This is a genomic window from Paraburkholderia sp. 2C (assembly GCF_054589215.1).
Genome location: NZ_BAAILL010000042.1, coordinates 245,057 through 269,902 on the forward strand (window position 1 = coordinate 245,057; position 24,846 = coordinate 269,902).

Annotated in this window: 18 protein-coding genes; 7 read left to right on the plus strand and 11 right to left on the minus strand. The window is 64.9% G+C overall.

From position 1 onward, the window contains the following. Positions 1 to 152: 152 nt before the first annotated feature. Entirely contained in the window at positions 153 to 1,106 is a 954-nt protein-coding gene (locus ACYPXD_RS21145) for a LysR family transcriptional regulator (RefSeq protein WP_459715444.1), read from the minus strand. 71 nt (positions 1,107 to 1,177) lie between these two features. Between ACYPXD_RS21145 and metE the strand changes: the two genes are divergently transcribed. Together metE and ACYPXD_RS21155 are read left to right on the plus strand one after the other, a co-directional pair. Then, a complete protein-coding gene (metE, locus tag ACYPXD_RS21150; protein WP_459715446.1) occupies positions 1,178 to 3,499 on the plus strand; it encodes a 5-methyltetrahydropteroyltriglutamate--homocysteine S-methyltransferase in 2,322 nt (773 codons plus the stop codon). A gap of 166 nt (positions 3,500 to 3,665) precedes the next feature. Beyond that, positions 3,666 to 6,185, plus strand: coding sequence for a TonB-dependent siderophore receptor (locus ACYPXD_RS21155; protein WP_459715448.1), 2,520 nt, complete (start codon positions 3,666 to 3,668; stop codon positions 6,183 to 6,185). 39 nt (positions 6,186 to 6,224) lie between these two features. Here ACYPXD_RS21155 and ACYPXD_RS21160 read toward each other — a convergent pair whose 3' ends face one another. The 4 genes from ACYPXD_RS21160 to ACYPXD_RS21175 form a co-directional block, all read right to left on the minus strand. Beyond that, complete coding sequence (locus ACYPXD_RS21160; protein WP_459715450.1) at positions 6,225 to 7,373, minus strand: FecR domain-containing protein; 1,149 nt, start codon at positions 7,371 to 7,373, stop codon at positions 6,225 to 6,227. After that, positions 7,352 to 7,867 (minus strand): sigma-70 family RNA polymerase sigma factor, encoded by a 516-nt coding sequence (locus ACYPXD_RS21165; RefSeq protein WP_459715452.1) that lies wholly within the window; start codon positions 7,865 to 7,867, stop codon positions 7,352 to 7,354. The genes ACYPXD_RS21160 and ACYPXD_RS21165 overlap by 22 nt, the downstream gene beginning before the upstream one ends. Positions 7,868 to 8,038: 171 nt before the next feature. Continuing rightward, a complete protein-coding gene (locus ACYPXD_RS21170) occupies positions 8,039 to 9,826 on the minus strand; it encodes a hybrid sensor histidine kinase/response regulator (RefSeq protein WP_459715454.1) in 1,788 nt (595 codons plus the stop codon). A 202-nt stretch (positions 9,827 to 10,028) separates the two neighbouring features. Beyond that, positions 10,029 to 12,890, minus strand: coding sequence for an ATP-dependent Clp protease ATP-binding subunit (locus tag ACYPXD_RS21175; protein ID WP_459715456.1), 2,862 nt, complete (start codon positions 12,888 to 12,890; stop codon positions 10,029 to 10,031). A 168-nt stretch (positions 12,891 to 13,058) separates the two neighbouring features. Here ACYPXD_RS21175 and ACYPXD_RS21180 point away from each other — a divergent pair, with 168 nt between their 5' ends. Further along, complete coding sequence (locus tag ACYPXD_RS21180) at positions 13,059 to 13,331, plus strand: hypothetical protein (protein WP_459715459.1); 273 nt, start codon at positions 13,059 to 13,061, stop codon at positions 13,329 to 13,331. A 100-nt stretch (positions 13,332 to 13,431) separates the two neighbouring features. On the opposite strand, the gene grxC is transcribed toward ACYPXD_RS21180, so the two are convergent. The 3 genes from grxC to ACYPXD_RS21195 form a co-directional block, all read right to left on the minus strand. Continuing rightward, positions 13,432 to 13,692, minus strand: coding sequence for a glutaredoxin 3 (gene grxC / locus ACYPXD_RS21185; protein ID WP_459715462.1), 261 nt, complete (start codon positions 13,690 to 13,692; stop codon positions 13,432 to 13,434). A gap of 97 nt (positions 13,693 to 13,789) precedes the next feature. Next, positions 13,790 to 14,314, minus strand: coding sequence for a carboxymuconolactone decarboxylase family protein (locus ACYPXD_RS21190; RefSeq protein WP_459715464.1), 525 nt, complete (start codon positions 14,312 to 14,314; stop codon positions 13,790 to 13,792). 248 nt (positions 14,315 to 14,562) lie between these two features. Continuing rightward, the gene (locus ACYPXD_RS21195) at positions 14,563 to 15,792 is read right to left on the minus strand and encodes a cupin domain-containing protein (protein WP_459715466.1); all 1,230 of its coding nucleotides are present in this window, start codon (positions 15,790 to 15,792) and stop codon (positions 14,563 to 14,565) included. A 181-nt stretch (positions 15,793 to 15,973) separates the two neighbouring features. Between ACYPXD_RS21195 and ACYPXD_RS21200 the strand changes: the two genes are divergently transcribed. Beyond that, entirely contained in the window at positions 15,974 to 17,371 is a 1,398-nt protein-coding gene (locus ACYPXD_RS21200; protein ID WP_459715468.1) for a dihydrolipoyl dehydrogenase, read from the plus strand. An 89-nt stretch (positions 17,372 to 17,460) separates the two neighbouring features. Here ACYPXD_RS21200 and ACYPXD_RS21205 read toward each other — a convergent pair whose 3' ends face one another. Beyond that, positions 17,461 to 17,985: a hypothetical protein gene (locus tag ACYPXD_RS21205; RefSeq protein ID WP_459715470.1), complete on the minus strand. Its 525-nt coding sequence runs from the start codon at positions 17,983 to 17,985 to the stop codon at positions 17,461 to 17,463. A 369-nt stretch (positions 17,986 to 18,354) separates the two neighbouring features. Here ACYPXD_RS21205 and ACYPXD_RS21210 point away from each other — a divergent pair, with 369 nt between their 5' ends. Next, positions 18,355 to 20,301, plus strand: coding sequence for an AI-2E family transporter (locus ACYPXD_RS21210; protein WP_459715472.1), 1,947 nt, complete (start codon positions 18,355 to 18,357; stop codon positions 20,299 to 20,301). A 328-nt stretch (positions 20,302 to 20,629) separates the two neighbouring features. Here the strand turns inward: ACYPXD_RS21210 and ACYPXD_RS21215 are convergent, their stop codons facing one another. After that, entirely contained in the window at positions 20,630 to 22,777 is a 2,148-nt protein-coding gene (locus ACYPXD_RS21215; RefSeq protein ID WP_459715474.1) for a phosphocholine-specific phospholipase C, read from the minus strand. Between the two features lie 104 nt (positions 22,778 to 22,881). Continuing rightward, positions 22,882 to 23,235 (minus strand): hypothetical protein, encoded by a 354-nt coding sequence (locus ACYPXD_RS21220; RefSeq protein ID WP_459715476.1) that lies wholly within the window; start codon positions 23,233 to 23,235, stop codon positions 22,882 to 22,884. 275 nt (positions 23,236 to 23,510) lie between these two features. Here ACYPXD_RS21220 and ACYPXD_RS21225 point away from each other — a divergent pair, with 275 nt between their 5' ends. Both ACYPXD_RS21225 and ACYPXD_RS21230 read left to right on the plus strand, forming a co-directional pair. Continuing rightward, on the plus strand, positions 23,511 to 23,984 hold the full coding sequence (locus ACYPXD_RS21225) for a response regulator (RefSeq protein WP_459715478.1): 474 nt from the start codon (positions 23,511 to 23,513) through the stop codon (positions 23,982 to 23,984). Positions 23,985 to 24,111: 127 nt separating this feature from the next. Next, a complete protein-coding gene (locus tag ACYPXD_RS21230) occupies positions 24,112 to 24,702 on the plus strand; it encodes a BPSL1445 family SYLF domain-containing lipoprotein (RefSeq protein WP_459715480.1) in 591 nt (196 codons plus the stop codon). Positions 24,703 to 24,846 lie beyond the last annotated feature (144 nt).

Sequence of the window (24,846 nt, forward strand, 5' to 3'; positions counted from 1 at the left end):
CCTATCTGTATCTATCGGCGCATGATATGCGCACATTAATCGCGTTTCAGAGATTCCCAACAACGGTGCGCACGTGCGCCAGAACGGCGCACGCACAAACGTTTGCCGGCACGCATCGGTGCTTCGATGCCGGTGCGTCCAATGGCGCGCCGCTACGCCCGAAACCGCGCTTCGGCCCAATCCGCCTGACGGGCCAGCGCCACAAACGCCGTCAGATAATCGATCGCATCGTCCGCTTCGCGCGTGCCGAGGAATATCTGTTTCGCAATGCCCTTCTTGCCGAGCCGCAGCGGCACGATCGGCATCGATTGCGCGTACTCTTCGGCGAGCCATCGCGGCAGCGCGGCGACGCCGCGCGCGCTCGCCACCATCTGCAGCATGATGTCGGTCGTCTCGATCACCTTGTGCCGTTTCGGCACGACGTTCGCCGGCGTCAGAAACTGCGTATAGATGTCGAGCCGATCCGTTTCGACGGGGTACGTGATCAGCACTTCCGATGCGAGCTGCGCGGGCGTCACATAAGCCTCGCTCGCCAGCGCGTGCGCGTCGGCCACCACCAGCACCTGCTCGTAGTCGAACACGGGCTGGAATCGCAGCCCGGGCTTCTTCAGCGGATCCGGCGTGACGAGCACATCGATGTCGTAACCGAATAGCGCGCCTATGCCGCCGAACTGAAAACGCTGCTTCACGTCGACATCGACGTCCGGCCAGCGCGCGAGATACGGCTGCACGACCTTGAGCAGCCACTGGTAGCACGGATGGCATTCCATGCCGATGCGCAGTGTGCCGCGCTCGCCCTGCGCGTATTGCTTCACGCGCTCTTCCGCATGCTCGAACTGCGGCAGCAGCCGGTTGGCGAGCCCGAGCAGATATTGACCGGCCTGCGTGAGCCGCATCGACCGCCCCTCGCGCGTCCATACCGGCGTACCGAGCTGATCTTCGAGCTTCCTCACGGCGTGGCTCAGCGCCGATTGCGTGACGTTCAGCGCATCGGCCGCGCCCGTCAGCGACCCTTGCCGCTCCACTTCCCTGATCACCATCAGATGACTGCGCTCAAGCATTTTCACCCCATGAACATAACTAATGCATGTATGAAATAAATCCATTTTTATTCATGCATTGAAAATTCTATCATCGGTGCCAGACGATGTTTTTTCTCTCGACACCTACGACAAAGATGGCGACCACGCACAATCTCGGCTTCCCGCGCATCGGCGCAACACGCGAACTGAAGTTCGCGCTTGAAAACTACTGGAAGGGTCGAACGTCGCGCGACGAGCTCAAGGCCGTCGGCGCGCAGCTTCGCGGGCGTCACTGGAACGATCAGGCGCGCCTCGACTTCGTGCCCGTCGGCGACTTCGCCTTCTACGACCACGTGCTCGACATGAGCTTCACGCTCGGCAATCTGCCCGAGCGCGTGCGCGATTTTCATGGCGACGCGCTCGATAACGCTTTCCGCGTCGCGCGCGGCCGCTCGGCGCCCACGGCAGAAGCGGCGCAAACGCCGGAAGAACACGGTGCGTGCTGTGGCGGCGTCGCCGCCGGCGAAATGACGAAGTGGTTCGATACGAACTATCACTACATCGTGCCGGAACTCACCTCGGCGACCCACTTCACGCTCGATGCGACGCGGCTCGTCGCGCAGCTCACCGAAGCGCGCGCACGTGGCGTGAACGCGAAGCCGGTCATCATCGGCCCGGTTACCTATCTGTGGCTCGGCAAATCGAAGGATGCGAACGCCGATTGGGACCGCCTCGCGCTGTTGCCGAAACTGCTGCCCGTGTACGGTGCGCTGCTCGACACGTTCGCGGCGCTTGGCGTCGACTGGGTGCAAATCGACGAGCCCGCGCTCGTGACGGAACTCGACGCGACATGGCGCGCCGCATTCGTTACGGCCTACGATTCGCTTGCCACACGGCGCGTGAAGCTGCTGCTGGCCACTTACTTCGGGCAGCTACAGGACAACCTCGAACTTGCCTGTGCGCTTCCGGTCGACGGTCTGCATATCGATGCGATCAATGCGCGCGACGAAGTCACGCAGGCCGCGGCGCTCCTGCCCGGCACCACGGTGCTCTCGGTCGGCGCGATCAACGGCCGCAATATCTGGAAGACCGACCTCAACGCCACGCTCGAATGGCTCGAACCGCTCGCCGGCAAGCTGGGCGACCGTCTATGGATCGCGCCGTCGTGCTCGCTGCTGCATGTGCCGGTCGATCTCGAAAGCGAACAGAAGCTCGATGACGAAATCCGCTCGTGGCTCGCGTTCGCCTTGCAGAAGCTCGACGAACTGAAGCTGCTTGCCGACGCGTTGAACCACGGCCGCGCCTCGGTCGCCGCAGCGCTTGCAGCCAACGCGGCGGCAATCCGGAATCGCCGCACGTCGCCGCGCGTCAACCATCCGGCCGTCCAGGCGGCGGCGGCAAACATCGATGCAGCGCTCGGCAAGCGGCACAGCCCTTACCCCGCTCGCGCGCCGAAGCAGGCCGCGCTGCTGAATCTGCCCGCCTTCCCCACCACGACCATCGGTTCCTTCCCGCAAACGGCCGAGATTCGTCACGCGCGCAGCCAGTTCAAGGCCGGCGCGCTCGATGAAGCCGGCTACCGTGCAGCCATGAAAGCGGAAATCGCACGCAGCGTGCGCGAGCAGGAATCGCTCGGCCTCGACGTGCTCGTGCATGGCGAAGCCGAACGCAACGACATGGTCGAATACTTCGGCGAACAGCTCGAGGGCTATGCGTTCAGCCAGTTCGGCTGGGTGCAGTCGTACGGCTCGCGCTGCGTGAAGCCGCCGATCCTGTTCGGCGATATCAGCCGTCCGAACGCGATGACCGTCGAATGGATCCGCTACGCGCAGACGCTCACGAACAAGCCGATGAAGGGCATGCTGACGGGCCCCGTGACGATTCTGAACTGGTCGTTCGTGCGCGACGACCAGCCGCGTTCGGTGTCATGCCGCCAGCTTGCGCTCGCGATTCGCGAAGAAGTGCTCGACCTCGAAAAGGCCGGCGTGCGCGTGATCCAGATCGACGAAGCCGCCTTGCGCGAAGGGCTGCCGCTGCGCCGCTCGCAATGGAACGCCTATCTGCAATGGGCGGTGGAATCGTTCCGCATCACGGCGAACGGCGTGCGCGACGAAACCCAGATTCACACGCATATGTGCTATTCGGAGTTCAACGACATCATCGCGTCGATCGCCGATATGGATGCGGACGTGATTACGATCGAAACGTCGCGCTCCGATATGGAACTGCTCGACGCGTTCGACCATTTCAACTATCCGAACGAAATCGGGCCCGGCGTGTACGACATTCATTCGCCGAACATTCCGTCCCAGGAACACATCGTCGAACTCATGAACAAGGCCGCCGAACGTATCCCGCCGCAACGGCTGTGGGTCAATCCGGACTGCGGGTTGAAGACGCGCCAGTGGGCCGAGGTCATCCCGGCGTTGACCAATATGGTTGCGGCCGCAAAGACGCTGCGCAGCCGGCAGTATTGATCCGCTAACAGTCCCGTCGCATCGTCGCGCATCGTCGCGCATCGGCGCGCCGGCCTGCCCGGCATGTCGATGCGCTTCTTTTTTGCGCGCGGATGTCCCCTTTCGAAGTCTCGCGTGTCAAGCACACAGGAGCCACACACACCGACACATCACCTCAGGAGTCCATATGCCGTTGCGCCGCGCCTTCCGCCGTTCGTCCACCCTGTTCCAGCGCGGCGCGCGCAGTAGCGGACTCAAGTCGCTTCCTGCCGGCGCGGCGGTGCTCGCGCTGCGCGGCGTTCCGGCCGGGCTGGCGCTAGCGGGCATCGCGAGCGTGCCCACGACGTTCGCAGCCGATGCGCCGGATGCCGCAACCGCGGCCGCGGCCGCGGCGGTCGCGAGAAAAGCCTATACGGTGCCCGCCGGTTCGCTCGGCGGCGCGCTTTCCGACTTCGCGGGTCAGGCCGGCGTCGGCGTGCAAATCGATTCGCGGCTCGTCGAAGGCCTGCGCACGCAAGGGCTCATCGGCGCCTATACGGTACGCGAAGGCTTCGCGGCGCTGCTGGCCGGAACCAACCTCGAAGCGTCGGAAAACAGCGCGGGCGTGTTTCTGGTCCGGCAGCGGCCGGCGGCCGACAGCGGCGTGCCCGAAGGGGCCGTGCTGCCCACCGTCAAGGTGTCGGCGCGCAGCGCGCCGAGCAACCCGTATGGCCCGACCGTCGGCTACGTCGCATCGACGACCACGACGGCCATGAAAACCGACACCCCGATTCTCGAAACGCCGCAGTCCGTCTCCGTGATCACGCGCGAGCAGATGACACAGCAGGACGCGCAGACGCTGAACGCCGCCGTGCGCTACACCTCGGGCGTGACGCCGGAAACGCGCGGCGGCACGGCCACGCGCTACGATCTGCTGACCATTCGCGGCTTTACCGCGGACACCTACTGGAACGGCCTGAAGCTGCTGCAAAACGGCCAATACACGGTGCCGCAACTCGATCCGTACATGATGGAGCGCATCGAAGTGCTCAAAGGCCCCGTCTCGGTACTGTACGGCCAGGCCGCGGCCGGCGGCGTGCTCGACCAGGAAAGCAAGCTGCCGACGCGCCAGCCGTTGCACGATGTCGGCATCGAGTTCGGCAACTACGGCCACAAGCAGGCGACCTTCGATTTCTCGGGCCCGTTCGATCAGGACGGCCGCTATCTGTACCGGCTCACCGCGCTTGCCCGCAGCGAGGACGGCCAGATCAACACGACGCGCAACGAGCGCATCGCGATTGCGCCATCGTTTACGTGGCGCCCCGACAACGACACGTCGCTGACGTTGCTCGGGCTGTTCCAGCGCGATCCGCGCAGCACGTCGTACGGCAGCGTGCCGGCCCAGGGCTCTGCGCTGTCCAGCCCGTACGGCAAGCTGCCGATCGACTTCTACGACGGCGACACCGGCTTCGAACGTTTCAGCCGCACGCAGGAATCGATCGGCTATCAGTTCGCGCACAACTTCAATCCGGACTGGACCGTGCGCTCGAACGCGCGCTACTTCCATATCAGCCAGGACTACGCGAGCGTCTACAGCAACGGCCTCGAAAGCGACTTTCGCACGCTCGACCGCGGCGCCATCTCGTCGCAGGAACAGCTGAACACGTTCGAGATCGACAACCAGCTGCAAGGCAAGTTTTCGACCGGCCCCGTTCACCATACGCTGCTGACCGGCTTCGACTATCAGCACATCGGCAGTGCGTGGGATATGGGCTTCGGGACAGCGCCGACGCTCGATATTCTGAATCCCGATTACCAGCAGCCGATCGGCCCGCTCGACACCGCGCTCACGCGCGTTCGTCTCAACCAGTACGGCCTCTACGCGCAGGACCAGATGCGCTATGGCCCCGTGATTCTCACGCTGAGCGGCCGCGAGGACTGGACCCATACCACGACGACGAACGCCAGCGACAACTCGCAAACCTCGCAGTCGGCACGCGCATTCACGAAGCGCGCGGGCCTTTCCTATGTATTCGACAATGGCATCGCACCGTATGTCAGCTATACGGAGTCGTTCTCTCCGCAAACCGGCACCGACGCGAGCGGCAAGCCGTTCGACCCCGAACGCGCGCATCAGTACGAAGTGGGCGTGAAATTCCAGCCGACCAGCTACGACGCCTTGCTGACGGTGGCGTGGTTCGATCTGACACGCAAGAACCTGCTAACGCCCGATGCGAATAACCCCGCGTTCCAGGCCGAAACCGGCGAAGCGCGTTCGCGCGGCGTCGAAGTCGAAGCAAAGGCGAGCCTGTCCGACTCGCTGAACGTCACGGCGAGCTACACCTACCTCGATACGAAGTACATCAAGGACAACAGCGGCCTCGCAGGCAAATACTTCGCCGCCGTCCCGCAGAATCAGGCCTCTGCCTGGGCGTACTACACCCAGCGGCGCGGACCGCTCGCGGGCCTGTCGGCGGGCGCGGGCGTGCGCTACACGGGGCAGACCTACTCGTACGACAACAGCTATAAGCTCAGCAGCTTTCTGCTGGTCGATGCGACGCTGCGCTACGACCTCGGCCGCGCGTCGCCGCAGCTCAAGGGCACCGAAGTCTATGTGAACGCGCAGAATCTGCTGAACAAGCGCTATGTCGCGTCGTGCATCTTCACGACATGGTGCTATTTCGGTTACGGGCGGCAGGTGTTCGCGGGCGCGAACTATCACTGGTAAGGCCAGGCGCAAGCGCTGACGGAATCGCAGCGCTTGCGGTCAGCCGCCTGTCGCATGGCTCCCGCCGCGGCCGCGGCTTTCGCCATTTTCGCCGCTGTTTCCATCGCTGTTTCCCTCGCTGTTTCCATCGCTGTTTCCATCGCTGTTTCCGCCGCTGTTTCCATGACTCGCGGCCGTGATCGTCACCCAGTACCGCGTGCGATAAACGACAGTCACCGGCAACGTCCTCGGCAGCGCCGCGAGCACGTTCTCGATGTTGTCGAGCTGGAATGCGCCGGTGATGCGCAGATCCGTGATCTCGGGATCGCAGCGCATCAGCCCGCGCCGATAACGGCCCAGTTCGCCGACGAAATCGGCCAGACGCATGCCGTCGGCGAACAGCACGCCGCGCGACCAGTCGCCCGCATGACGATCGGCGGCCTCGATCGCATCCATGGCCGTGGCCGTAAAGCGCGTTTGCTGACCCGCGTCGAGCACCGTCGCGCGCTCGGGCGCATCGGCCGGCGTCACCTCCACCGCGCCGTGCAGCACGGCGACGCGCGTCGCTTCCGACGCATCGTCGTTGCGCACGACAAAGCGTGTACCGAGCGCGCGGATGCTCCCCTGCCGCGTCTCCACGATAAAAGGCCGATAGACGCCGGATGTGTCGCCCGCGTCGCGCCCCGTTTCGACGAGGATTTCGCCGTCGTTCAGGACGACGCGCCGTTCGCGCGCGGTAAAGGCGATATCGATCGCGGTCGACGTATTGAGGTCGATGCGCGTGCCGTCCGCCAGCATGACGAAACGCCGCTCGCCGACCGCCGTGCGCTGGTCGGACATCCAGTCGCGCCATGGCATCGCGCGGTAAGCCGCATAGCCCGCGGGCCCCACCGCGAACGCGACGGCCAGCGCCTTCAGCGCAAAGCGGCGGTCGGTACGCGCCCGTCGGCCGAGCGTGCGCACGCTGACGCTTGCCGGCAGCGTCGCGAACTTTTCGTTGAGCCGCCGGGCGCGCTGCCAGGCGCGCTCGTGCTCGGGGTCGGCGGCGCGCCAGCGCGCGCAGGCATCGACATCTGCCGGCGACGCGTCTTCGCGCAGCCGCACGAGCCACGCCGCGGCTTCGCGCGCGACCGCGCGGTCGAGCGGCTGCGGCTCGCGCAGGTCGCTACTGTCGGCAGCCGTGCTGCTTACATCATCAGCAGGATGCATTCTTCGAACGCGGTCGCCATGTAGCGCTTGATGGTCCGCACGTGAACGCCGAGCTGCGCGGCGACCTCGGCGTAGGTCAGCCCTTCGAGTTGAGCGAGCAGAAACGCGGTGCGCACCTTGGGATCGAGGCGGTCGAGCATCGCATCGATTTCGTGCAGCGTTTCGAGGATGATGACGCGGTCTTCGGTCGACGGAATCTGCGCTTCGGGCAGCAGTTCGAGCGTCTCGAGAAACGCCCTCTCGAGCGAGAGCCGGCGATAGTGGTTCAGCAATACGTGGCGCGCGACCGTCGTCAGATACGCGCGCGGCTCGCGCAGGTCGAGCTCGCCGCGCCGGTCCCAGACGACCAGAACGCGCATAAAGGTGTCGTGCGTGAGGTCCGCGGCATCGAACGCATTGCCGAGCTTCCTGCGCAGCCACGTTTGCAGCCAGCCGTGGTGGTCACGGTAGAGGGCGCACAACTCCGGTTGCGCGTCGAGTTGAACCACGGACATTGAACGACCCTTTTCGTTGACACACTGTGACAAATGCGAATTATTCGCATTTATAACCGATCGGGTTCGTTTGCGCAACGCATCGGTGGTTCATCAGTGGTCGCTGGTTGGTCGCTCGCTGGTCGCTCGCTGGTTACTCGCGGGTTACTCAGTGGCCAGTCCGCAACGCGCTTATCGCCGGCGCAGGATATCGGTTAGCTGCTCGAAGCTGACGGGCTTGGTCAGATGGTGATCGAACCCCGCGCCGTTGCTGCGCGCGCGATCTTCGGGCTGGCTCCATCCGGTCAGCGCCACGAGCCGCACCGCGCGCGCGCCATCGCCGCGTGCGCGCAGCCGTTGCGCGAACTCGTAGCCGTCCATGCCCGGCATGCTCAGATCGACGAATGCGACGGTCGGCGCGCATCGATCGAGCGCCTGCAGCGCTTCCCCGCCGTCGTAGAACACGGTCGCTTCGCATCCGAGCGCGCGCAGCAATTCGGCGAGGCTATCGGCGGCGTCATGATTGTCATCGACGACCAACACGTTTTGCGCCGCGAACGCGGCCGCTTCGGGCGCGCGACCGACCGCGCCCGCAGGGTCGGCCGGGTCGGCATGATCGATCGCTTCGAGAACCGGCAGCGACACCGTAAAACAACTGCCCTTGTCCTTGCCGTCACTGCTCGCGCAAATCGAACCGCCGTGCAGTTCGACGAGCTTTTTCGCCAGCGCGAGGCCAATGCCGAGTCCATCGCCCGGCGTTTGCGGCTGCAGCCGGCCGAACAGCGTAAACAGCAACGACTGCTCGTCGGCGGAAAACCCGATGCCGCTGTCCTTCACGCGGATCGTCGCACGGCCTGTCGATGTCCGGCGCGTCGACGCCCACTCGTGGTCGACGCTCACCGAAATGTCGATCGCACCGCCGGCCGGCGTGTATTTCGCCGCGTTATTGATGAGATTCGAGAACACCTGCGCGAGCCGCACCTCGTCGCCGTCGACATGCACCGCGCCCGGCGCGGCATGGACCGTCAGCACATGCCCCGCCTGTTCGACGGCCGACCGGCTCAGTTCGAGCGCGGATTCGAGCACGGCCGACAGATCGGTGCGCCGGCGATGCAGCCTGATCGCGCCGCTATTGATGCGCGCGACTTCCATCAGATCGTCGACGAGCCGGACCATATGATCGAGCTGGCGGTCGAGCATGTCGAACACCCGTGTCGCGGCCGGCGCCGTCTGGCTCAAACGCAGAATTTCCAGGCCATTGCGGATCGGCGCGAGTGGATTGCGCAGCTCATGCGCAAGCGTCGCGAGGAACTGGTCCTTCATCCGGTCCATTTGCTGAAGCTGGGCTTCGCTTTCGCGAAGCAGCTTTTCGTCGCGCGTGCGCTCGATCAGATCGGCAGCTTCGCGCGCGAGAATATCGAGCAGACGAAGCTGCCTCGTGTTCGGCTCGTAGGGATGGCTCCAATGCGTCGACAGCATGCCGATCAGCGCGCCGTCGCGCGAATGCAAAGGCGTGGTCTGCACCGCGCGGATGCCCAGCTCGCGATAGAGCGCGAGATCTTTCGTATCGGTCAGCCAGTCGAGCGTTTCCACATCGGACAGGGTGACGCGCGTTTCAGTGGCGAAGGCGATGCCGCAACTCGTGGTCGAATCGACGTACACGTCGCGCCAATGCTCCTCGGCCGACAGCGTAAAGCCGCAATGCGCGATCAGTTCGAGCTTGCGTTGACCGTTCGCGTCGACGGACAGCATTTGCAGGCTCGCGAAATCGGATCGAAGCAGCGCGCTCGCGGCTTCGACGATGCGGCCATAGAGTGCCGCCGGCTCGTGTTCGACGAGCATATGCAGCGACAGATCGTGCAATGCCCGGCTATCGGCCAGATCCTCATTCAGCAACGCGATCAGGCTCGCGGAACCGGAATCTGTCCCCGCCGGCTCGAGCGGCTGATTTTCTAACGGGTTTACGTCTTTTCCAGTCATCGTCGTGGGTCGATCGAGCGTTGGCCACCGGCGTCGCACGAATGAAATCCGCCCGACGGAATTGCAGCGCGCCCATTATGATGCAACACCCCGGCATCTTTGCCGGATTTTCGCGGCAAGCAGCGATGCTGCAAATAAAAACAGCCGGCTGCGCCTGTCGGCAGCCGGCCGCTTCCTTGCCGCGTGTGCGGCGATGGCATCGCTATGAATTCGCCGCCTCGGGCGGCGATGCGCCATCGTGCGGTTCTCCGAACGATTCCTTGCGAGGCTCGCCGGAAGGGCCGCCCGTAGGCTCCAGCGAGCGCTTCCTTTCAGGCGGCTTCGCCGCGGCCGGCAGCCTTGCGCTCCGGTTCGCGCTTGTGTCTGTGCTCGCGCCCTCCGGCGACGTCGTGAACTTCACGTGCTGTTCGGCCGCATCGTAGGTGCACATGATGCGCGAACCTTCGCCGATATCGCCCTTCAGCATCTCCTTCGCAAGCTCGTTTTCGATCAGTTGCCGGATCTGCCGGCGCAACTCGCGCGCGCCGAACTCGGGTCGGTACCCTTCGGTCGCGAGATAGTCGACCACCGTATCGTCGAATTCGAGGTCGATATCCTGGCTCTTCGCGAGACGCTTCACCTGTTCGAGCTGCAGCCGCACGACATGCCGCGTCTCGTCGCGCGTCAACGCCTTGAACAGGATGATGTCGTCGATGCGGTTCAGGAACTCGGGCCTGAAATGCTGGCGCAGCACGTTCATCACGCCGCTTTGCACGGTCGACACCGCATCGCCGCTCAGAAAGCCCGGGCCCGCGCGCGTATGCCCGCCGATCACTTCGGCGGCGAGGTTGCTCGTCGCGATGATCAGCGTATTGCTGAAATCGACCACGCGCCCTTTACCGTCGGTCAAGCGCCCGTCGTCGAACACCTGCAGCAGTATGTTGTACACGTCCGGGTGGGCCTTTTCGATTTCGTCGAACAGAATCACGCTGTACGGACGGCGGCGCACGCGCTCCGTCAGTTGCCCGCCTTCGTCGTGGCCCACATAGCCGGGCGGCGAACCGATGAGCCGCGACACCGCGTGCCGCTCCATGTATTCGCTCATATCGATGCGCAGCATCGCCTCTTCGTCGCCGAACACGACTTCGGCGAGCGCCTTCGCCAGCTCGGTCTTGCCGACGCCCGTCGGGCCGAGGAACAGAAACACCGCGGTCGGCCGGTGCCGTGCCTGCAAGCCCGTGCGCGAGCGGCGCACCGCATCGCTGACGGCCTGCACCGCCTGGTCCTGGCCGATCACGCGTTCGTGCAGCCGCTCTTCCATATTGAGCAACCGCTCGCGTTCCTCGGTGGTCAGTTGCGCGACCGGAATGCCCGTGAGCTTCGCCACAATCTCCGCGATGTGGGTAACCGTCACGTGCGACGTGTTCGCGCCCATGCCGGTCTTCCACGCATCGGTCGCCTCGCTGAGCGCGCGCTCCTTGTCCGCGATTTCAGTATCGAGCGCATGCGCGCGCTCGTACTGTTTGCGCGATGCCGCGTAGTCCTGCTCGCGATGCAACTGCGCGAGCTCGGCTTCGTGCTCGAGAATCGCGGCCGGACGCGAGGTGGCCGACAGATGCACGCGCGCCGCCGCCTGGTCGACCAGATCGATCGCCTTGTCCGGCAGAAAACGCCCGCTGATATAGCGGTCCGACAGTTCGGCCGCGCCGACGATCGCATCGTCCTGGATCGTCACACGATGGTGCGCTTCGAGCCTGTCGCGCAGGCCGCGCAGAATATTGATGGTCTGCACGACGCTCGGTTCGGGCACCAGCACCGGCTGGAAGCGGCGCTCGAGCGCCGCGTCTTTTTCGATGTACTTCTGGTATTCGGAGAGCGTTGTCGCGCCGATCAGGTTCAGTTCGCCGCGCGCCATCGCGGGCTTGAACACGTTCGCGATATCGAGGCCACCCTCGCCGCCGCCCTGCCCCGCGCCGACGATCGTATGCACTTCGTCGACGAACAGCACCAGCGAATCGAGGTTCGCGGTGATTTCCTCGAGCAGTTGTTTCACACGCTCCTCGAACTCGCCGCGAAACTTCGCGCCGGCCACCAGCGAATTCACGTTCAGTTCGACGAGGCGCTTGTCGCGCAGCGACTCCGGCACATCGCCGTTCACCATGCGCTGCGCGAGCCCTTCGACGACGGCCGTTTTGCCGACGCCCGGCTCGCCGATCAGCACCGGATTGTTCTTGCGGCGCCGCGCCAGCACTTCGACGAGCGTTTCAATTTCGCCCGACCGGCCGATCACCGGGTCGAGCCTGCCGTCGCGCGCGAGCGCGGTCAGATCGCGGCTGAATTTATCGAGCTGCGGCGTATTCGATGGCGCCGCCACCGTTTCGCGCTTCATGCCCGGGCCGATTGCGGCGGCCGTCTGCTGGCGCAACGCCTGCGTATCGAGTCCATATTTGACGAACAGGTTGCTCGCAAAACTGTTGTTCACTTCGGCGAGGCCGATCAGCAGGTGCTCGGGGCCGACATAGCTGTGGCCCAGCTCGCGCGAAGCGAGAAACGCACGCTCGAGCGCGCTTTTCAGGCAGGGCGTGACACCCATCTGATTGTCGGGCGGCACTTCGGCAGTTGGGCGTTTGGGCGCGTTCGCATCGATATACGCGCGCACGTCGGTAGCCGAGATACCGAGACTTTTCAGAATTGAAATGATGACCGCGTTGTCGGCGAGTTCGTAAAGCAGGTGCTCGGTATCCACTTCGCGTCTGCCGAACTGCACGGCGCGTTCCGCCGCGCGTTGCAGCATTTCCTTTGCCAGATCGCTGAAATGCCGTTCGATATTGATGACGGCTTCCGCGCCTTCGACGCGCTGCGGCACCGGCCGCGTGTAGGTGGCCGCCTCGTCGAGATCGTCGAGCTGATCGGGCATGCCGCTGCGAAACAGCGCCTCGAGTGGCGACAGCGTGCGCTGATGCCGTGTCAGTTGCTCGTAGTGGTAATCGCATACATCGAGAATCCGCCTGCGTCCGCTCTGAAGCACTGCGAGCCGCACGCTCGCGGGCCTGACGCCGCAGATGTCACAGACTTGCCGTGCCATATGAGCTCCCCTGTGAAACGATTCGCGTAAGAAAAAACCCCGGAACCCGCGTCCGGCCCTGCCGGCGCAGATCCGATGCTACATGATCGGTGCACGAAGCGCATTCAGCGCGCGGGCAGGCGCGGCACTCGCAGGCCCGGTGCCTGACTCGAAAACGGAAGGAACGCTATGTTCGTCGTGTATTGGCTAGAGGGGCTCGAAGGACTCGATGCGCTTGACGCGCTTGACGGTGATGCGCGGCATGGCCCCGCGCATTTCGAGCGCTTTGGCGATAGCGGCCTGACGCAGGCGCTTGCGTTTGCCGAAGCGTTGCGCAAAAGACAGGCAATGGGAGAAGACGTCGGCTTCGTCTCGCTATGCAGCGAGAATCCGAACTCGGTCGGCAAGGCCGGAGCTGCGGAACCGCCGGCTGATTACGCGTGGAAGAAACGGCGCAGGTAAGCAGGTCGCGTGAAAAAGGCGCTGTCCACGCAAACAGCCAGCATGGGCAGCGCAAAACGCAAGACGCACAGACGAACATCGACAGCGCGGCTCTGCGGCATCACACCCTGGGCGTGAGCAGCGCATCGAGTCCGCCCCGGTTCTCGAGCCCGCGCAGATCGTCGTAGCCGCCCACATGCGTGCTGCCGACATAGATTTGCGGCACCGTGCGGCGGCCGCTGCGCTCGATCATCTCGAGCATCTTCGACCGGTTGTTCTCGATGTCGATTTCGCGGAATGCCGCGCCCTTGCCGCGCAACAGCGCTTTCGCGGCAAGACAGTACGGACACGTCGGTTTCGTATAGAGCGTGATTTCAGGCATCGTCATCTCCACAAATGTGAAATTGCGGCGCCGCTGCCGTGCGCGAATTTGGCACGCACGGCAGCGATGGTCAGCAGTCGGAACGACCGAACGGCACTCAGACTTCTTCTTCGACCGCCGGGAAGTCCACGTCCGTCTTCGCAACGTTGTTCACGTAGTTCGTGAAAGTCACTTGCGCGACAACGGCGATGATTTCGACGATCTTGCTGTCCGTGATGCCGGCAGCGCGCGCGGCGGCGACGTCCGCGTCGCTGACGCGGCCGCGCTCACTCGCCACCTTGCTCGCGAACGCCGCGATCGCGCTGCCTTCGCCGCGACGCGCGGCACGGATCGCGTCGTCATCAAGGCCCGCGTGGCCGCCCAGCACCGTATGCGCGGCAAGACAGTACTCACAACGGCTGACTTGCGACACCGCGAGCGCGATGATCTCGCGTTCCGCCGCGCTCAGTTCGCCCTTCGACAACTGTTGTTGTGCTTGCAGGAAAGCGCCGAGCGAAGACGGCGAGTTGGCGAAGACCTTGAACAGATTCGGCAGGAAACCGGTCGCCTTTTCGACTGCGTGCAGCGATGCTTGCGCGGATGCCGGGGCTTCACCGATCGACAGAGTTTGAACGCGTGCCATGGTAGTTCTCCTTGAGACAATCAATTGTTGAAAATGCAACCAAAGTGGTTTCGTTTGAATTTCGTCCGTCATCCAACGGGTTGATTGCACTTTACGGATTCGCGGCACGGACGTTAATGGCACGCCGGATCAAGAAATTGCCCGATCGACTCACGGCCGGTCGACGGCATCGCGAGCGCGTTGCAGGAGAACGATGGAAAAGCGGCTGCCGCAGCGGGCGGCAGCCGCACGCGGCGGCAAACCGCTGCCTACTTCGGCTGAGGCCGAGACTGAATATTGCCGCCCGTGGCGCGCCAGCGCGCGGGCGTCACACCGATATGCCGCTTGAACACACGCTGAAACGCGGCCTCGGACTGATAGCCGACTGTCGAGCCGATTTCGGCCACCGAGGTCGTCGTTTCGAGCAGCGCGCGGCCCGCCAGCGTCAGACGCACTTCGGTCAACATATCGGTGGCGGAGCGGCCGATCGCATCCTGGAACTGCCGCACGAAGGTCGCGCGCGACATATGGCATAGCGCGGCGAACTGATCGAGCGTCCACGGCTCGCCGGGATGCTCGAACATCGCGGACAGCGCCGGCTGCAGGCGCGGCTGCCCGGCAAGCGCGAGCAGCCCGCGCGGCGCATCGGCGCCTTCGCTCGCGAAGCGCAGCGTCAAGGCAAAAAGCGCGGCCGACAGATAGTTGATCAGACATTCGCTGCCGGGACTTTCGTCGAGCGCCTCTTCGCGCATCAACGAAACGATGCGTGCGAGGCGCGAGCCGGCGACGCTCGGCTGCTGCGCGCCGTCGCCTGCTTCATCCGCGCCGGTTGCATCTTCAGGAGCGGCATCGGGGGTATCGGCATGGCCGCCTTCGCCCGCGACGTCCGCGATCCGTATCGCACCGGCCGCTTCGTCGCGCGCGGCATCGGCCGCATCGGAGGTCGCGTCCGATGCCACGTTGGACATCGCCGAGGACGCCACGGAGGACGCCACTGAGGACGCCACTGAGGACATCGTATCCGGCGCCGTCCCGCGCGCCGCATGGTACGGCGGGCGCGGCGCCGCCTGCCCCTGCGCCAGCGACCCCGTACTCACCACCAGCCTTGCCGGCAAATGCTCGCGCAACAGCCGCTCCGGCATCGCGCCGAGCAGAAAGCGCCCGCACAGCAGGTCGGCGGCCGGCCCCGAACCGTCGTTTTCGACGACCGTCAGCGTGATATTGCGCCGCTTGACCTTCGGCGCCGGTGGCGCGCCGCTGCCGTCGTGGATACGGTGCGGCGTGCCGGTCGGAAACAGGATCACGTCGCCGGCCGTCAGCCTGCGCGGCGGCCCGTTGCCGTCCTCGAGCACCGCTTCGCCGGCCAGCAGCACGTGATATGGAATCTCGTGAACACCGGCCGTGCCGACTTCGACCACCCACGGCGAGCCGAAATGGCAGCGCTCGTCGATGCGTCCATTGACCGGCGTCAGCGACAGAAAGCGGCTTAGCAGATCCATATGAGTCGTTTGAGCAATTTGTTGATCCGTTAGCGAATTCGCACGCGGCCATGAGCCACGTACAGTGACTCCATCGAATGCAGGCAAGCCCTGCGCCCGATTCTACTGGACGACGGCGCGGTGCATGGCGGGTGGCTTTCCGGCCAGGCGAGCAGTGCATTCAAACGAACTGGAGCAACAGATGAACACCATTCATATCGATGTCGCGGTGATCGGCGCCGGCAGCGCCGGTTTGCCGGCGTACCGCGCGGCGAAGGCCGCGGGCGCGTCGGCGCTCCTGATCGAAGGCGGCCCTTACGGCACCACCTGTGCGCGGGTCGGCTGTATGCCGTCGAAGCTGTTGATCGCCGCGGCCGAAGCCGCGCATGCGGCGGCCAGCACCGCGCCGTTCGGCGTGCACGTGGACGGCGCGATCCGCGTCGACGGACGCGCGGTGATGCAGCGCGTGAAAAGCGAGCGCGACCGCTTCGTCGGCTTCGTCGTGGAAAGCGTCGAAGGCATTCCGACGGAAGACCGCCTCATCGGCTACGCGAAGTTCATCGACGACAATCTGCTGCAGGTCGGCGACCACACGCGCGTACAGGCACGTAGCGTGGTGATCGCGACCGGCTCGTCGCCCTATGTGCCGGCGATGTACCGCGCGCTCGGCGATCGCGCGATCGTCAACGACGATGTGTTCAGCTGGGACGATCTGCCGCGCAAGGTCGCGGTGGTCGGCGCCGGCGTAATCGGTCTCGAGCTGGGCCAGGCGCTCTCGCGGCTCGGCGTCGATGTGACGATGCTCGGTGCGCGCGGCCGCGTCGGCCCGCTGACCGATCCGGCGATCCGCGCGTACGCGCAGAATGTGTTCAGCGACGCGTTCCGCTTCGAGCCGCGCGCCGAAATCGAAGCGGCGACGCGCGAAGGCGATAGCGTGCATCTGCGTTACCGCGCGAGCGACGGCGCGCTCGTCGAGGATACCTTCGACTACGTGCTCGTCACCGCGGGCCGCCGCCCGAATATCGACAGGCTCGCGCTCGGCAACACGACGCTCGAACTCGATCCGACCGGCATGCCCGTCTACGACCCGCTCACCTTGCAAGCCGGCCGGCATGCGGTGTTTATCGCCGGCGACGCGAACGGCGTGCTGCCGCTCCTGCACGAAGCCGCCGACGAAGGCCGCGCGGCCGGCACCAACGCCGCGCGTTACCCGAACGTCGCGCCGCTCGTGCGCCGCGCGCCGATCTCGGTGCTGTTCTCGGATCCGGGCATCGCAATGGTCGGCGCGCGGCACGCGGATCTCGCGCCAGGCAGCTTCGTCGCCGGCGAAGTGAGCTTCGAGGATCAGGGCCGCAGCCGCGTGATGCTGCGCAATCGCGGCCTCATGCATGTGTACGTGGACAAGGCGACGCGGCGTTTTGCCGGCGCCGAGTGGATCGGCCCCGATGCGGAGCACATCGCGCATCTGCTGTCATGGGCACTGCAGATGAACCTGACGGTCGACGCGATGCTCGAGATGCCGTTCTACCATCCGGTCGTCGAGGAAGGCTTGCGTACCGCGTTGAGGAATGCGGTCGCGCGGCTGAAGGCCGAGCAGTAAATTCGACGCTCGACGCCGCGACTTGCGCGCAATGGCATGCGTGAAAGTCGCGGCTGTCATCGCGGCCATCGCGGCCGCGGCGATCTCGCTTACGCCTGCGTATCGATCATCCCGCCCGTGGTTCCCCCCTGCTGCATCACCAGTTCGGCAAGCTGCGCCGTGGCGCTCAGAATCGCGCCTTCTATCGCGGACGCCTCGGCCTGTAACGCATTGACGGCCGGGTTCGGGCCGCCGCCGGGCATGCGCTGCCGCGCGACAGCGGCGATCTGCTGCTCGACTTGCGCCAGTTCCGCCTTCAGACGCTGGATCAAGGCGTCGAGCAACTGGATCGCGGAGCTCGTCGAGCCCGAGCCGCCGCCGGACGCGCCACCGGCACCGCTGACACCACTGGCGCCCCCGACGCCGCCCGTCTTCGACGTGCCCGTACCCGACGGGCTCGACGGCGAACCCGACGTGCCCGCCTGCGAATTCGCCGAACCGGCCGCGCCGTTCGGCGAGCCGTTCGCGTTGTGATTGCCGTCCGTACCCTGGTTCGCCTGGGCGCCCTGTGTCGTGTTCGGATTGGCGCCGACCGCGGACGTGCTCGCGACGCCGGAAATGCCTTGCACGCTCATCGTTGATCGCCTCTGTCTGAAAAGGGGATGTCAGCTTATCGGCAGGATCACGCGCTTTCTTTAGTATCCGTCCGACAAATACGAACGCGCGGCCGGAACCCCAAAGTGCCGCGCACGCGGGCGCCAGGTAAATTTGGCGCACCGCTTCGCATTCATGTATCGGCGATTCGCCCCGCAACACACGATCGCCTGGTCTGCCTGACCGGAACGCCATGCCCATCAACGGCTCGCGGCCACCATCCGCGAGCCCCGCGCCGGGCGCATGTCTTGCTTGATCCGGCATGTCTTGCTTGATCCGTCTTGCCTATCCGCGCGCGAACCGTGCGCGCCGCAGCACAACAAGCCGCCCGCGCCGCATCCAGACCCATCATGAAACTGCCGCTGACGCCGCAACGATCGTCGAATCGCGTCTATCCGCCGGGCGTTCCCGGCCTGCTCGGGCTCACGTCGACAATCACGGCCGTCGTGGTCGTGTGCGGTTTGTATTTCGGCCGCGAAGTGCTGATCCCGATCACGCTCGCGGTGCTGCTGAGCTTCCTGCTCGCACCGCTCGTCAGCGTGCTGAGGCGCCTGCGCTTCGGGCAACTGCCGTCGATCTTCGTCGCGGTGCTCGTCGCCCTCGTCTCGCTGCTTGCCGTCGGCACGCTAATCGCGGCGCAGGTCGCGCAACTCGCGAGTTCGCTGCCGCAATACCAGGCGGCCATCGAGCGGAAGATCGAAACCGTGCAGGAGAAAACCATCGGCCGCGCCGACGCGCTGCTCACGCGTGCGGCCAGCACGCTCGCGCGCGTCACGCCCGATCATCCGCCGAATCCACCGCACGAGGCCGGCCGCACGCCCAAGCCGTCGGCCTCGGCGCCGATGCCGGTCGAAGTGCACGAGCCGATGCCGTCGCCGCTGCAGCTCGCGCAGAAGGTGTTTTCGCCGGTCGTCGGGCCGATGGAGACCATGTTCATCGTGCTCGTCGTGACCATCTTCATCCTGCTGCAGCGTGAGGATCTGCGCGACCGCCTGATACGCCTGTTCGGCTCACGCGACCTGCACCGCACGACCACCGCCATCAACGACGCGGCAAGCCGGCTGTCGCGCTACTTCGTCGCGCAGCTCGGCATCAATGTCGGCGCCGGCACGCTGGTCGCGGTGGGGCTCGCGATCATCGGCGTGCCGGGCGCGCTGCTGTTCGGCGTACTGACCGCGTTGCTGCGCTTCGTGCCGTATATCGGCACGTGGATCGCCGCGGTGCTCGCGGTGATCCTCGCGGCCGCGATCCAGCCGCAATGGTCGATGGCGGTCGCCACGATCGCGCTGTTCGTCGTGGTCGACGTGGTGGCGGGCCAGGTGGTCGAACCGCTGCTATACGGGCATAGCTCGGGGCTGTCGCCCCTCGCCGTGGTGGTCGCCGCGATTTTCTGGAGCTGGCTCTGGGGCCCGGTGGGTCTTGTGCTGTCGACGCCGCTGACGCTGTGTCTCGTCACACTCGGGCGCTATGCCGAGCGACTACGCTTCCTGACCGTGCTGCTCGGCGATCAACCGGCGCTCACCCCCGCGCAGAATTTCTATCAACGCCTGCTCGCCGACGACCCGCACGAGGCGATCGTGCAAGCGGAACGGCTGCTCAAGGAAATGCCGCTCGTCCAGTATTACGACGACGTCGCGCGCGAAGGCTTGCGCCTCGCGCGTAACGACGCATTGCGCGGCGTGTTCGCGCCCGACCAGCTGGGCCGGATGAACGAGACGCTGCTCGATATCGTCGAGATCCTCGAACAGTCGGACAGCCCGTCGGCGCCGCCGCCGCTCGCGCCGTCGCCGCTGCACGGCCGCGGCGACGGCGACGGCAAGGACGAAGACAAGGCCGGCGCGGACGAAAGCACAGCCGATGCGCCCATGCCGTTGCTGCCCGACATGCGCGTCGTATGCATCGCGGGCCGCGGCGCCTTCGACGAAGTGGCGACCGCGATCGCCGTGCAATTGCTCGGCCGCCGCGGCCTGCCGGCCTCGGCCGCGCACTACGCGCAGTTCAGGAAAGGCAGCATCGATTCGGCGAGCATCGAAAACGCGCCGATTCTCTGCGTCATTACGCTCGATGCATCGGAGGCGCCACCGTACCTGCGCAACCTCGTGCGACGCATCCGCGCGCGGTCGCCATCGGCGACGCTCGTGGTCGGCGTCGGTGGGTCATCCGAACGCGAAGACGAGACGACGTCGCTTGCCGGCACCGTCAACGTGAACAGCTTCGGCGAACTCATCGACCAATGCGTGCACGCGGCGACCAACGCCGCCCCGCAGCCGCCGCGGCTGGTCGAGCAAAGCGGCTGAGCATCGCGGCGCGATGCGACGGGATATTTTCGAAAGCGAATTGAAATGCTTCTCCGTGGATCGGCCGTGAATCCGACCGCCCCGCCGCGCGGCGGGTAATCGGCAACAGAAAAAATTCAGGCGCACATTATTTAAGCCGGATATTTTGTTTCACCGAAATCGAATCGAAAGATTACGTATCGTCAGCAAATTATCATTAGAATTTTATAAATATATGCTTTCGATTTTATATTTCATTTCATTCAAAAACTCCAAATCGCAAAGCATTCGCCCCGAAGCGATCGGGAGACCGCTCCGGGGCGACGCCGTTACCGTTCAGCGAGGCTTTTTACGAAGCCGTCATGACCGGCGCGACCGCGGCCGGGTCCGTGATGCTCGGCTTGCCGGTCTCGATGTGGCCGGCAAGGCGGCGCTGGAACGCCGGGTCGTCGTTGTCGGTCACGGTCAGGTCGTACCAGTGGTGGCTCGACGCGAGCACGAACCTCACTTCGACCGTCTCGTTCTGCGGCACGATCACCGGGCGCGACAGCGCGCCGTAGGCGTTATCGGCCACGGAGAGCCGCGCATTCTTATTGCCCTTGTTGGTGAAGCGCAGCACGAGGTTGCCGTTCGCGACGTCGTAGTGCGCCTTGACCTCGGGCAGGGCCGTCCTGTTCTTGCCCTTGCCGGCCGCGGCTTCGATCATCTCCGCGTTCAGGTCGCCGTTGAAGCGCCGCACGAAACCGTTCGGGCCATAGACGGTGAATGCATAGGCGCCGTTGTTGATCGACAGGTCGAAGGTCTCGGTGATCGACTTGTCCTTCTCGACCGTGTAACGCCACGGGCCGTCGGTGCGCAGCGACGAGTACACATAGAAGTGCGCGCCGACCGTGCCGGTGTTGCCCATCACGAGCTCGAGCACGTTGCGCTTCTCGTTGACCTTGCCGTTCACGTGCAGTTCGTACGGCAGCGCGCGGGCGAAACGGATGCCCGGCTCCTGCGGCACGATCGGGCCCGGCACCGCGGGCACGACCGGCTTCGGCTGCGTGGCGCACTGGTTGTCGGCGATCGACTTGTAATTGCTGGTGTCGGGCAGCGCCGGCATCGACGCATCGGGCGTGCGGAAGTCGAACGCCGAGGTCAGATCGCCGCATACCGCGCGGCGCCATTTCGTGATGTTCGGCTCCTTCACGCCGAAGCGCGCTTCGATAAAGCGGATCACCGACGTATGGTCGAACACCTCCGAACAGACGAAGCCGCCCTTCGTCCATGGCGACACGATGGTCATCGGCACGCGCGTGCCGAGGCCATACGGCAGATTGTCGACCGTGTAGGTGCCGCCGCGGCCGTCCGGGTTGATCACGTTGTGGATCTCGCCTTCGGTCGTCACGGTCGAAAGACCCTGCGCGCGCGTGGTCGGCACCTGCGGCGGCGGGCAATGGTCGAAGAAGCCGTCGTTCTCGTCGTACATGATGAAGAGCACGGTCTTGCTCCACACCTCGGGGTTCGACGTCAGCGCATCGAGAATCATCGACGTGTACTCGGCGCCGTACGCCGGCGTGTACTTCGGGTGCTCGGAGTACGCCGCCGGCGGGCACAGCCACGACACCTGCGGCAGTTTGTCCGCGAGCACATCGGCCTTCAGGTCGTCGATCGTGCGCACCGTCTGCGCGCGCTGATACAGCGACGAGCCGGGTGGCGCGTTGATGAAGTTCGTGAAGTTCTGCAGGATGTTCGTGCCGTAGTTGCCGTTCAGCGGATCGCTGCCGTCCGTGCCCTGCTGGTAGATCTGCCACGAGATGCCGGCTTGTTCGAGGCGCTCCGGATACGTGGTCCACGACAGCAGCTGGTACTTCGGCGGCTTGTCGCCGTCCACGAAGTCGTTGTTGTCGAGCAGCGGGCCGCCTTGCGTGCCGGTCGGATCGACCATGCCCGTCATCAGATACGCGCGGTTCGGGTGCGTCGGCCCCGGCATCGAACAGTAGTACGCATCGCACACGGTGAAGGCGTCGGCCAGTGCGTAGTGGAACGGAATGTCGGTGCGCAGGTGGTAGCCCATCGTCATGTCCGTCTTGTTCGCGGGCCACTGATCGTAGCGGCCGTTGTCGATCGCGGCATGCGTCGGATACCAGTTGTGGTCGAGGTCGCCGACGCACTGCGCGCTCGTCGTCAGCGTGTCGAGGTGGAACGGCAGCACGGGCTTGGTCGGGTCGGCCTTCGACGGCTGGAACCACACCGGATTGCCGCCCGGCAGCGGGATCGGGAAGCGGTCGTTATAACCGCGCACGCCACGCACATGGCCGAAGTAGTGGTCGAAAGAACGGTTCTCCTGCATGAACACGACGATATGCTCGATATCTTTGATCGTGCCCGTGCGGGATGCGGCCGGCACGGCGAGCGCTCTGCGGATCGAGTCCGGCAGCGCGGTCATCGCGGCGGCAGCCCCGGCGGATGATGCAACGGTTTGTAGAAAACGGCGGCGGCTATTTGAGGTCATGGTCTTGTCACCTTCTCTTTGTTGCGGGGGGGGGGGAATTCGGCGCTCAAGCGTCGTCGCGGCACGCGACGCGACGTGGTGTGCCGCCCGGCGCGCAAGGCGGATCAGTCGGCGCTGTCGCCGGGCGCGTAGCGCATCACCGGCGCGACCTGTATCGCATCGGCCGCGACGCTCGCCTGCGCGCTCGCCACCGCGCTGCCGGTTCCGGCATTGTTCAGCGGCGGCGCCTGCAGTTGCGCGAGCGGCACCGATGCGCCCGCGGCCAGTTGCAGCGCGGCGTTTCGATAGCGCGACGTATCGTTCTGTGCGGAGCCGGGGGAATCATTCGACGCGGACGCATTGTCCGAGGGGTTCGCCGCGCGCGCGTCCGCCGGACCGGGGCCGCATGCGGCGAGCATGAATACACTCAGGATGGCGACACATGCCGCCGTCAGTCTCGAGAAAAAGTCTCCGTCCATGATTCTCATCTCATTGTTTAGTCAACCGGACGTTCAGCACGGCTTTTGAATCAATGCCGCATTGTTTTCGCGAGGAGAGTGTCACGTTAAATTAAGAAGAATTTGTGAAACGTTTTCATATCCATACGCGGATATTTTCAATTACTTAAAATGCATCATTTATTAGCCAAGATAAATAAATGAGAAAGAAATAAAACATTAATAAGGCCGGCTTCGGGTCCGGGGCTTGCGATCGTGCATATCCGCTAGCAGCCCATAAGACTGGGGAGACATGGATGCGCACTCGCACTAACCTGCAGGACAGCGAAGACGAATGGCAGTGGCGGCCGATCGGAGTGGCGCTGGCCGATCATTGCCGGGTGCTGGTCGTGGACGACTACGCGGACGCCGCCGACGCATTGCAACTGCTGCTCAGCGCGAATGGCTTCGAATGCCGCGCGATGCACGCGGCCCACGACGTCTGCGCGATCGCCGAGGCATGGCAGCCGTTTGCGGTGGTGCTCGATATCGCCATGCCGGAACTCGACGGCCTCGAGCTCGCGCGGCGCTTGCGCGCGGCGCCGTCGACGTCGCACATGCTGCTCGTCGCGTGCACGGGCTATGCGTCCGGGCGCGACCGCGAGCGCGCGCGTGAAGCGGGCTTCGACGCGCATTGCGCGAAGCCGCTCACGCCGCAGCGTCTGCTTGCGCTATTGAAGAAGGCGGTGGCGATGTCTTCGGACGGGAGGAAAGCATGCGCAGGGCCGTAAGCGTGAACCGAAACCCGAAGCGTGAATGTTATGAGATCGATGGGCGCATGGAGCAGGCACAAGCCGTGCTGTAGATGCCTCTGCACTCAATGCGCATCTACCCATTCACGCTTACAGGAGAACAACGATGCAAAGAAGAAAGTTCATTTTGTCCAGCGGTGCGATGCTTGCGGCCGGCGGCTTCGCGATGGCGGGCTGCACGACCACGGGACAAAGCTCGGCGGACAGCACGGCCGGCAATTCCGACAAGCGTGCGGCGATCAATCACGACGTCGACGCGACGCTCTCGCGCCTCTATACGACGGTCAACGGCTCGCGCGAACTCGTCTCGAAAGCGCGCGGCGTGCTGGTGTTCCCGCAGGTCGTGCAGGCCGGCTTCGTGGTCGGCGCTCAATACGGCCAGGGCGCGCTGCGCATCGCCGGCCGGACCGAAGGCTACTACAGCACGGCGGCAGGCTCGTTCGGCCTGCAGGCCGGCGCCCAGTCGAAGGCGATCATCTTCTGCTTCATGAACGAACAGGCGCTTGCCGACTTCCGCAGCCGCAACGGCTGGGCCGTGGGCGGCGACGCGACGGTCGCGGTCGTGAAGGTCGGCGCGAACGGCAACATCGATTCGTCGACGGCGACCGCGCCGGTGCAGGCGTTCGTGCTGACCAACGCGGGCCTGATGGCCGGCGTGTCGCTCGAAGGCACCAAGGTGTCGAGGCTCGACATCTGACCGGGCGCCGACGCCATGCTTACGCCGCGGCGCATTTGTCTGTGTAAAAGCCGCCGCGGCGGCAAGCCGAAATTACATGGTGACCGGCCACCCGCGCGCCGCGCGGCGCGAAGCGGCCGGTTTTTTCATGGCATAGGCTTTGCG

Coding starts and splice junctions, on each gene's coding strand:
- ACYPXD_RS21210 (WP_459715472.1), top strand. CDS start 18,355: ATGAAACTGCCGCTGACGCCGCAACGATCGTCGAATCGCGTCTATCCG.
- ACYPXD_RS21170 (WP_459715454.1), bottom strand. CDS start 9,826: ATGACTGGAAAAGACGTAAACCCGTTAGAAAATCAGCCGCTCGAGCCG.
- ACYPXD_RS21160 (WP_459715450.1), bottom strand. CDS start 7,373: ATGCATCCTGCTGATGATGTAAGCAGCACGGCTGCCGACAGTAGCGAC.
- ACYPXD_RS21195 (WP_459715466.1), bottom strand. CDS start 15,792: ATGGATCTGCTAAGCCGCTTTCTGTCGCTGACGCCGGTCAATGGACGC.
- ACYPXD_RS21220 (WP_459715476.1), bottom strand. CDS start 23,235: ATGGACGGAGACTTTTTCTCGAGACTGACGGCGGCATGTGTCGCCATC.
- ACYPXD_RS21200 (WP_459715468.1), top strand. CDS start 15,974: ATGAACACCATTCATATCGATGTCGCGGTGATCGGCGCCGGCAGCGCC.
- ACYPXD_RS21155 (WP_459715448.1), top strand. CDS start 3,666: ATGCCGTTGCGCCGCGCCTTCCGCCGTTCGTCCACCCTGTTCCAGCGC.
- metE (WP_459715446.1), top strand. CDS start 1,178: ATGGCGACCACGCACAATCTCGGCTTCCCGCGCATCGGCGCAACACGC.
- ACYPXD_RS21165 (WP_459715452.1), bottom strand. CDS start 7,867: ATGTCCGTGGTTCAACTCGACGCGCAACCGGAGTTGTGCGCCCTCTAC.
- ACYPXD_RS21190 (WP_459715464.1), bottom strand. CDS start 14,314: ATGGCACGCGTTCAAACTCTGTCGATCGGTGAAGCCCCGGCATCCGCG.
- ACYPXD_RS21180 (WP_459715459.1), top strand. CDS start 13,059: ATGTTCGTCGTGTATTGGCTAGAGGGGCTCGAAGGACTCGATGCGCTT.
- ACYPXD_RS21215 (WP_459715474.1), bottom strand. CDS start 22,777: ATGACCTCAAATAGCCGCCGCCGTTTTCTACAAACCGTTGCATCATCC.
- ACYPXD_RS21225 (WP_459715478.1), top strand. CDS start 23,511: ATGCGCACTCGCACTAACCTGCAGGACAGCGAAGACGAATGGCAGTGG.
- grxC (WP_459715462.1), bottom strand. CDS start 13,692: ATGCCTGAAATCACGCTCTATACGAAACCGACGTGTCCGTACTGTCTT.
- ACYPXD_RS21205 (WP_459715470.1), bottom strand. CDS start 17,985: ATGAGCGTGCAAGGCATTTCCGGCGTCGCGAGCACGTCCGCGGTCGGC.
- ACYPXD_RS21175 (WP_459715456.1), bottom strand. CDS start 12,890: ATGGCACGGCAAGTCTGTGACATCTGCGGCGTCAGGCCCGCGAGCGTG.
- ACYPXD_RS21230 (WP_459715480.1), top strand. CDS start 24,112: ATGCAAAGAAGAAAGTTCATTTTGTCCAGCGGTGCGATGCTTGCGGCC.
- ACYPXD_RS21145 (WP_459715444.1), bottom strand. CDS start 1,106: ATGGATTTATTTCATACATGCATTAGTTATGTTCATGGGGTGAAAATG.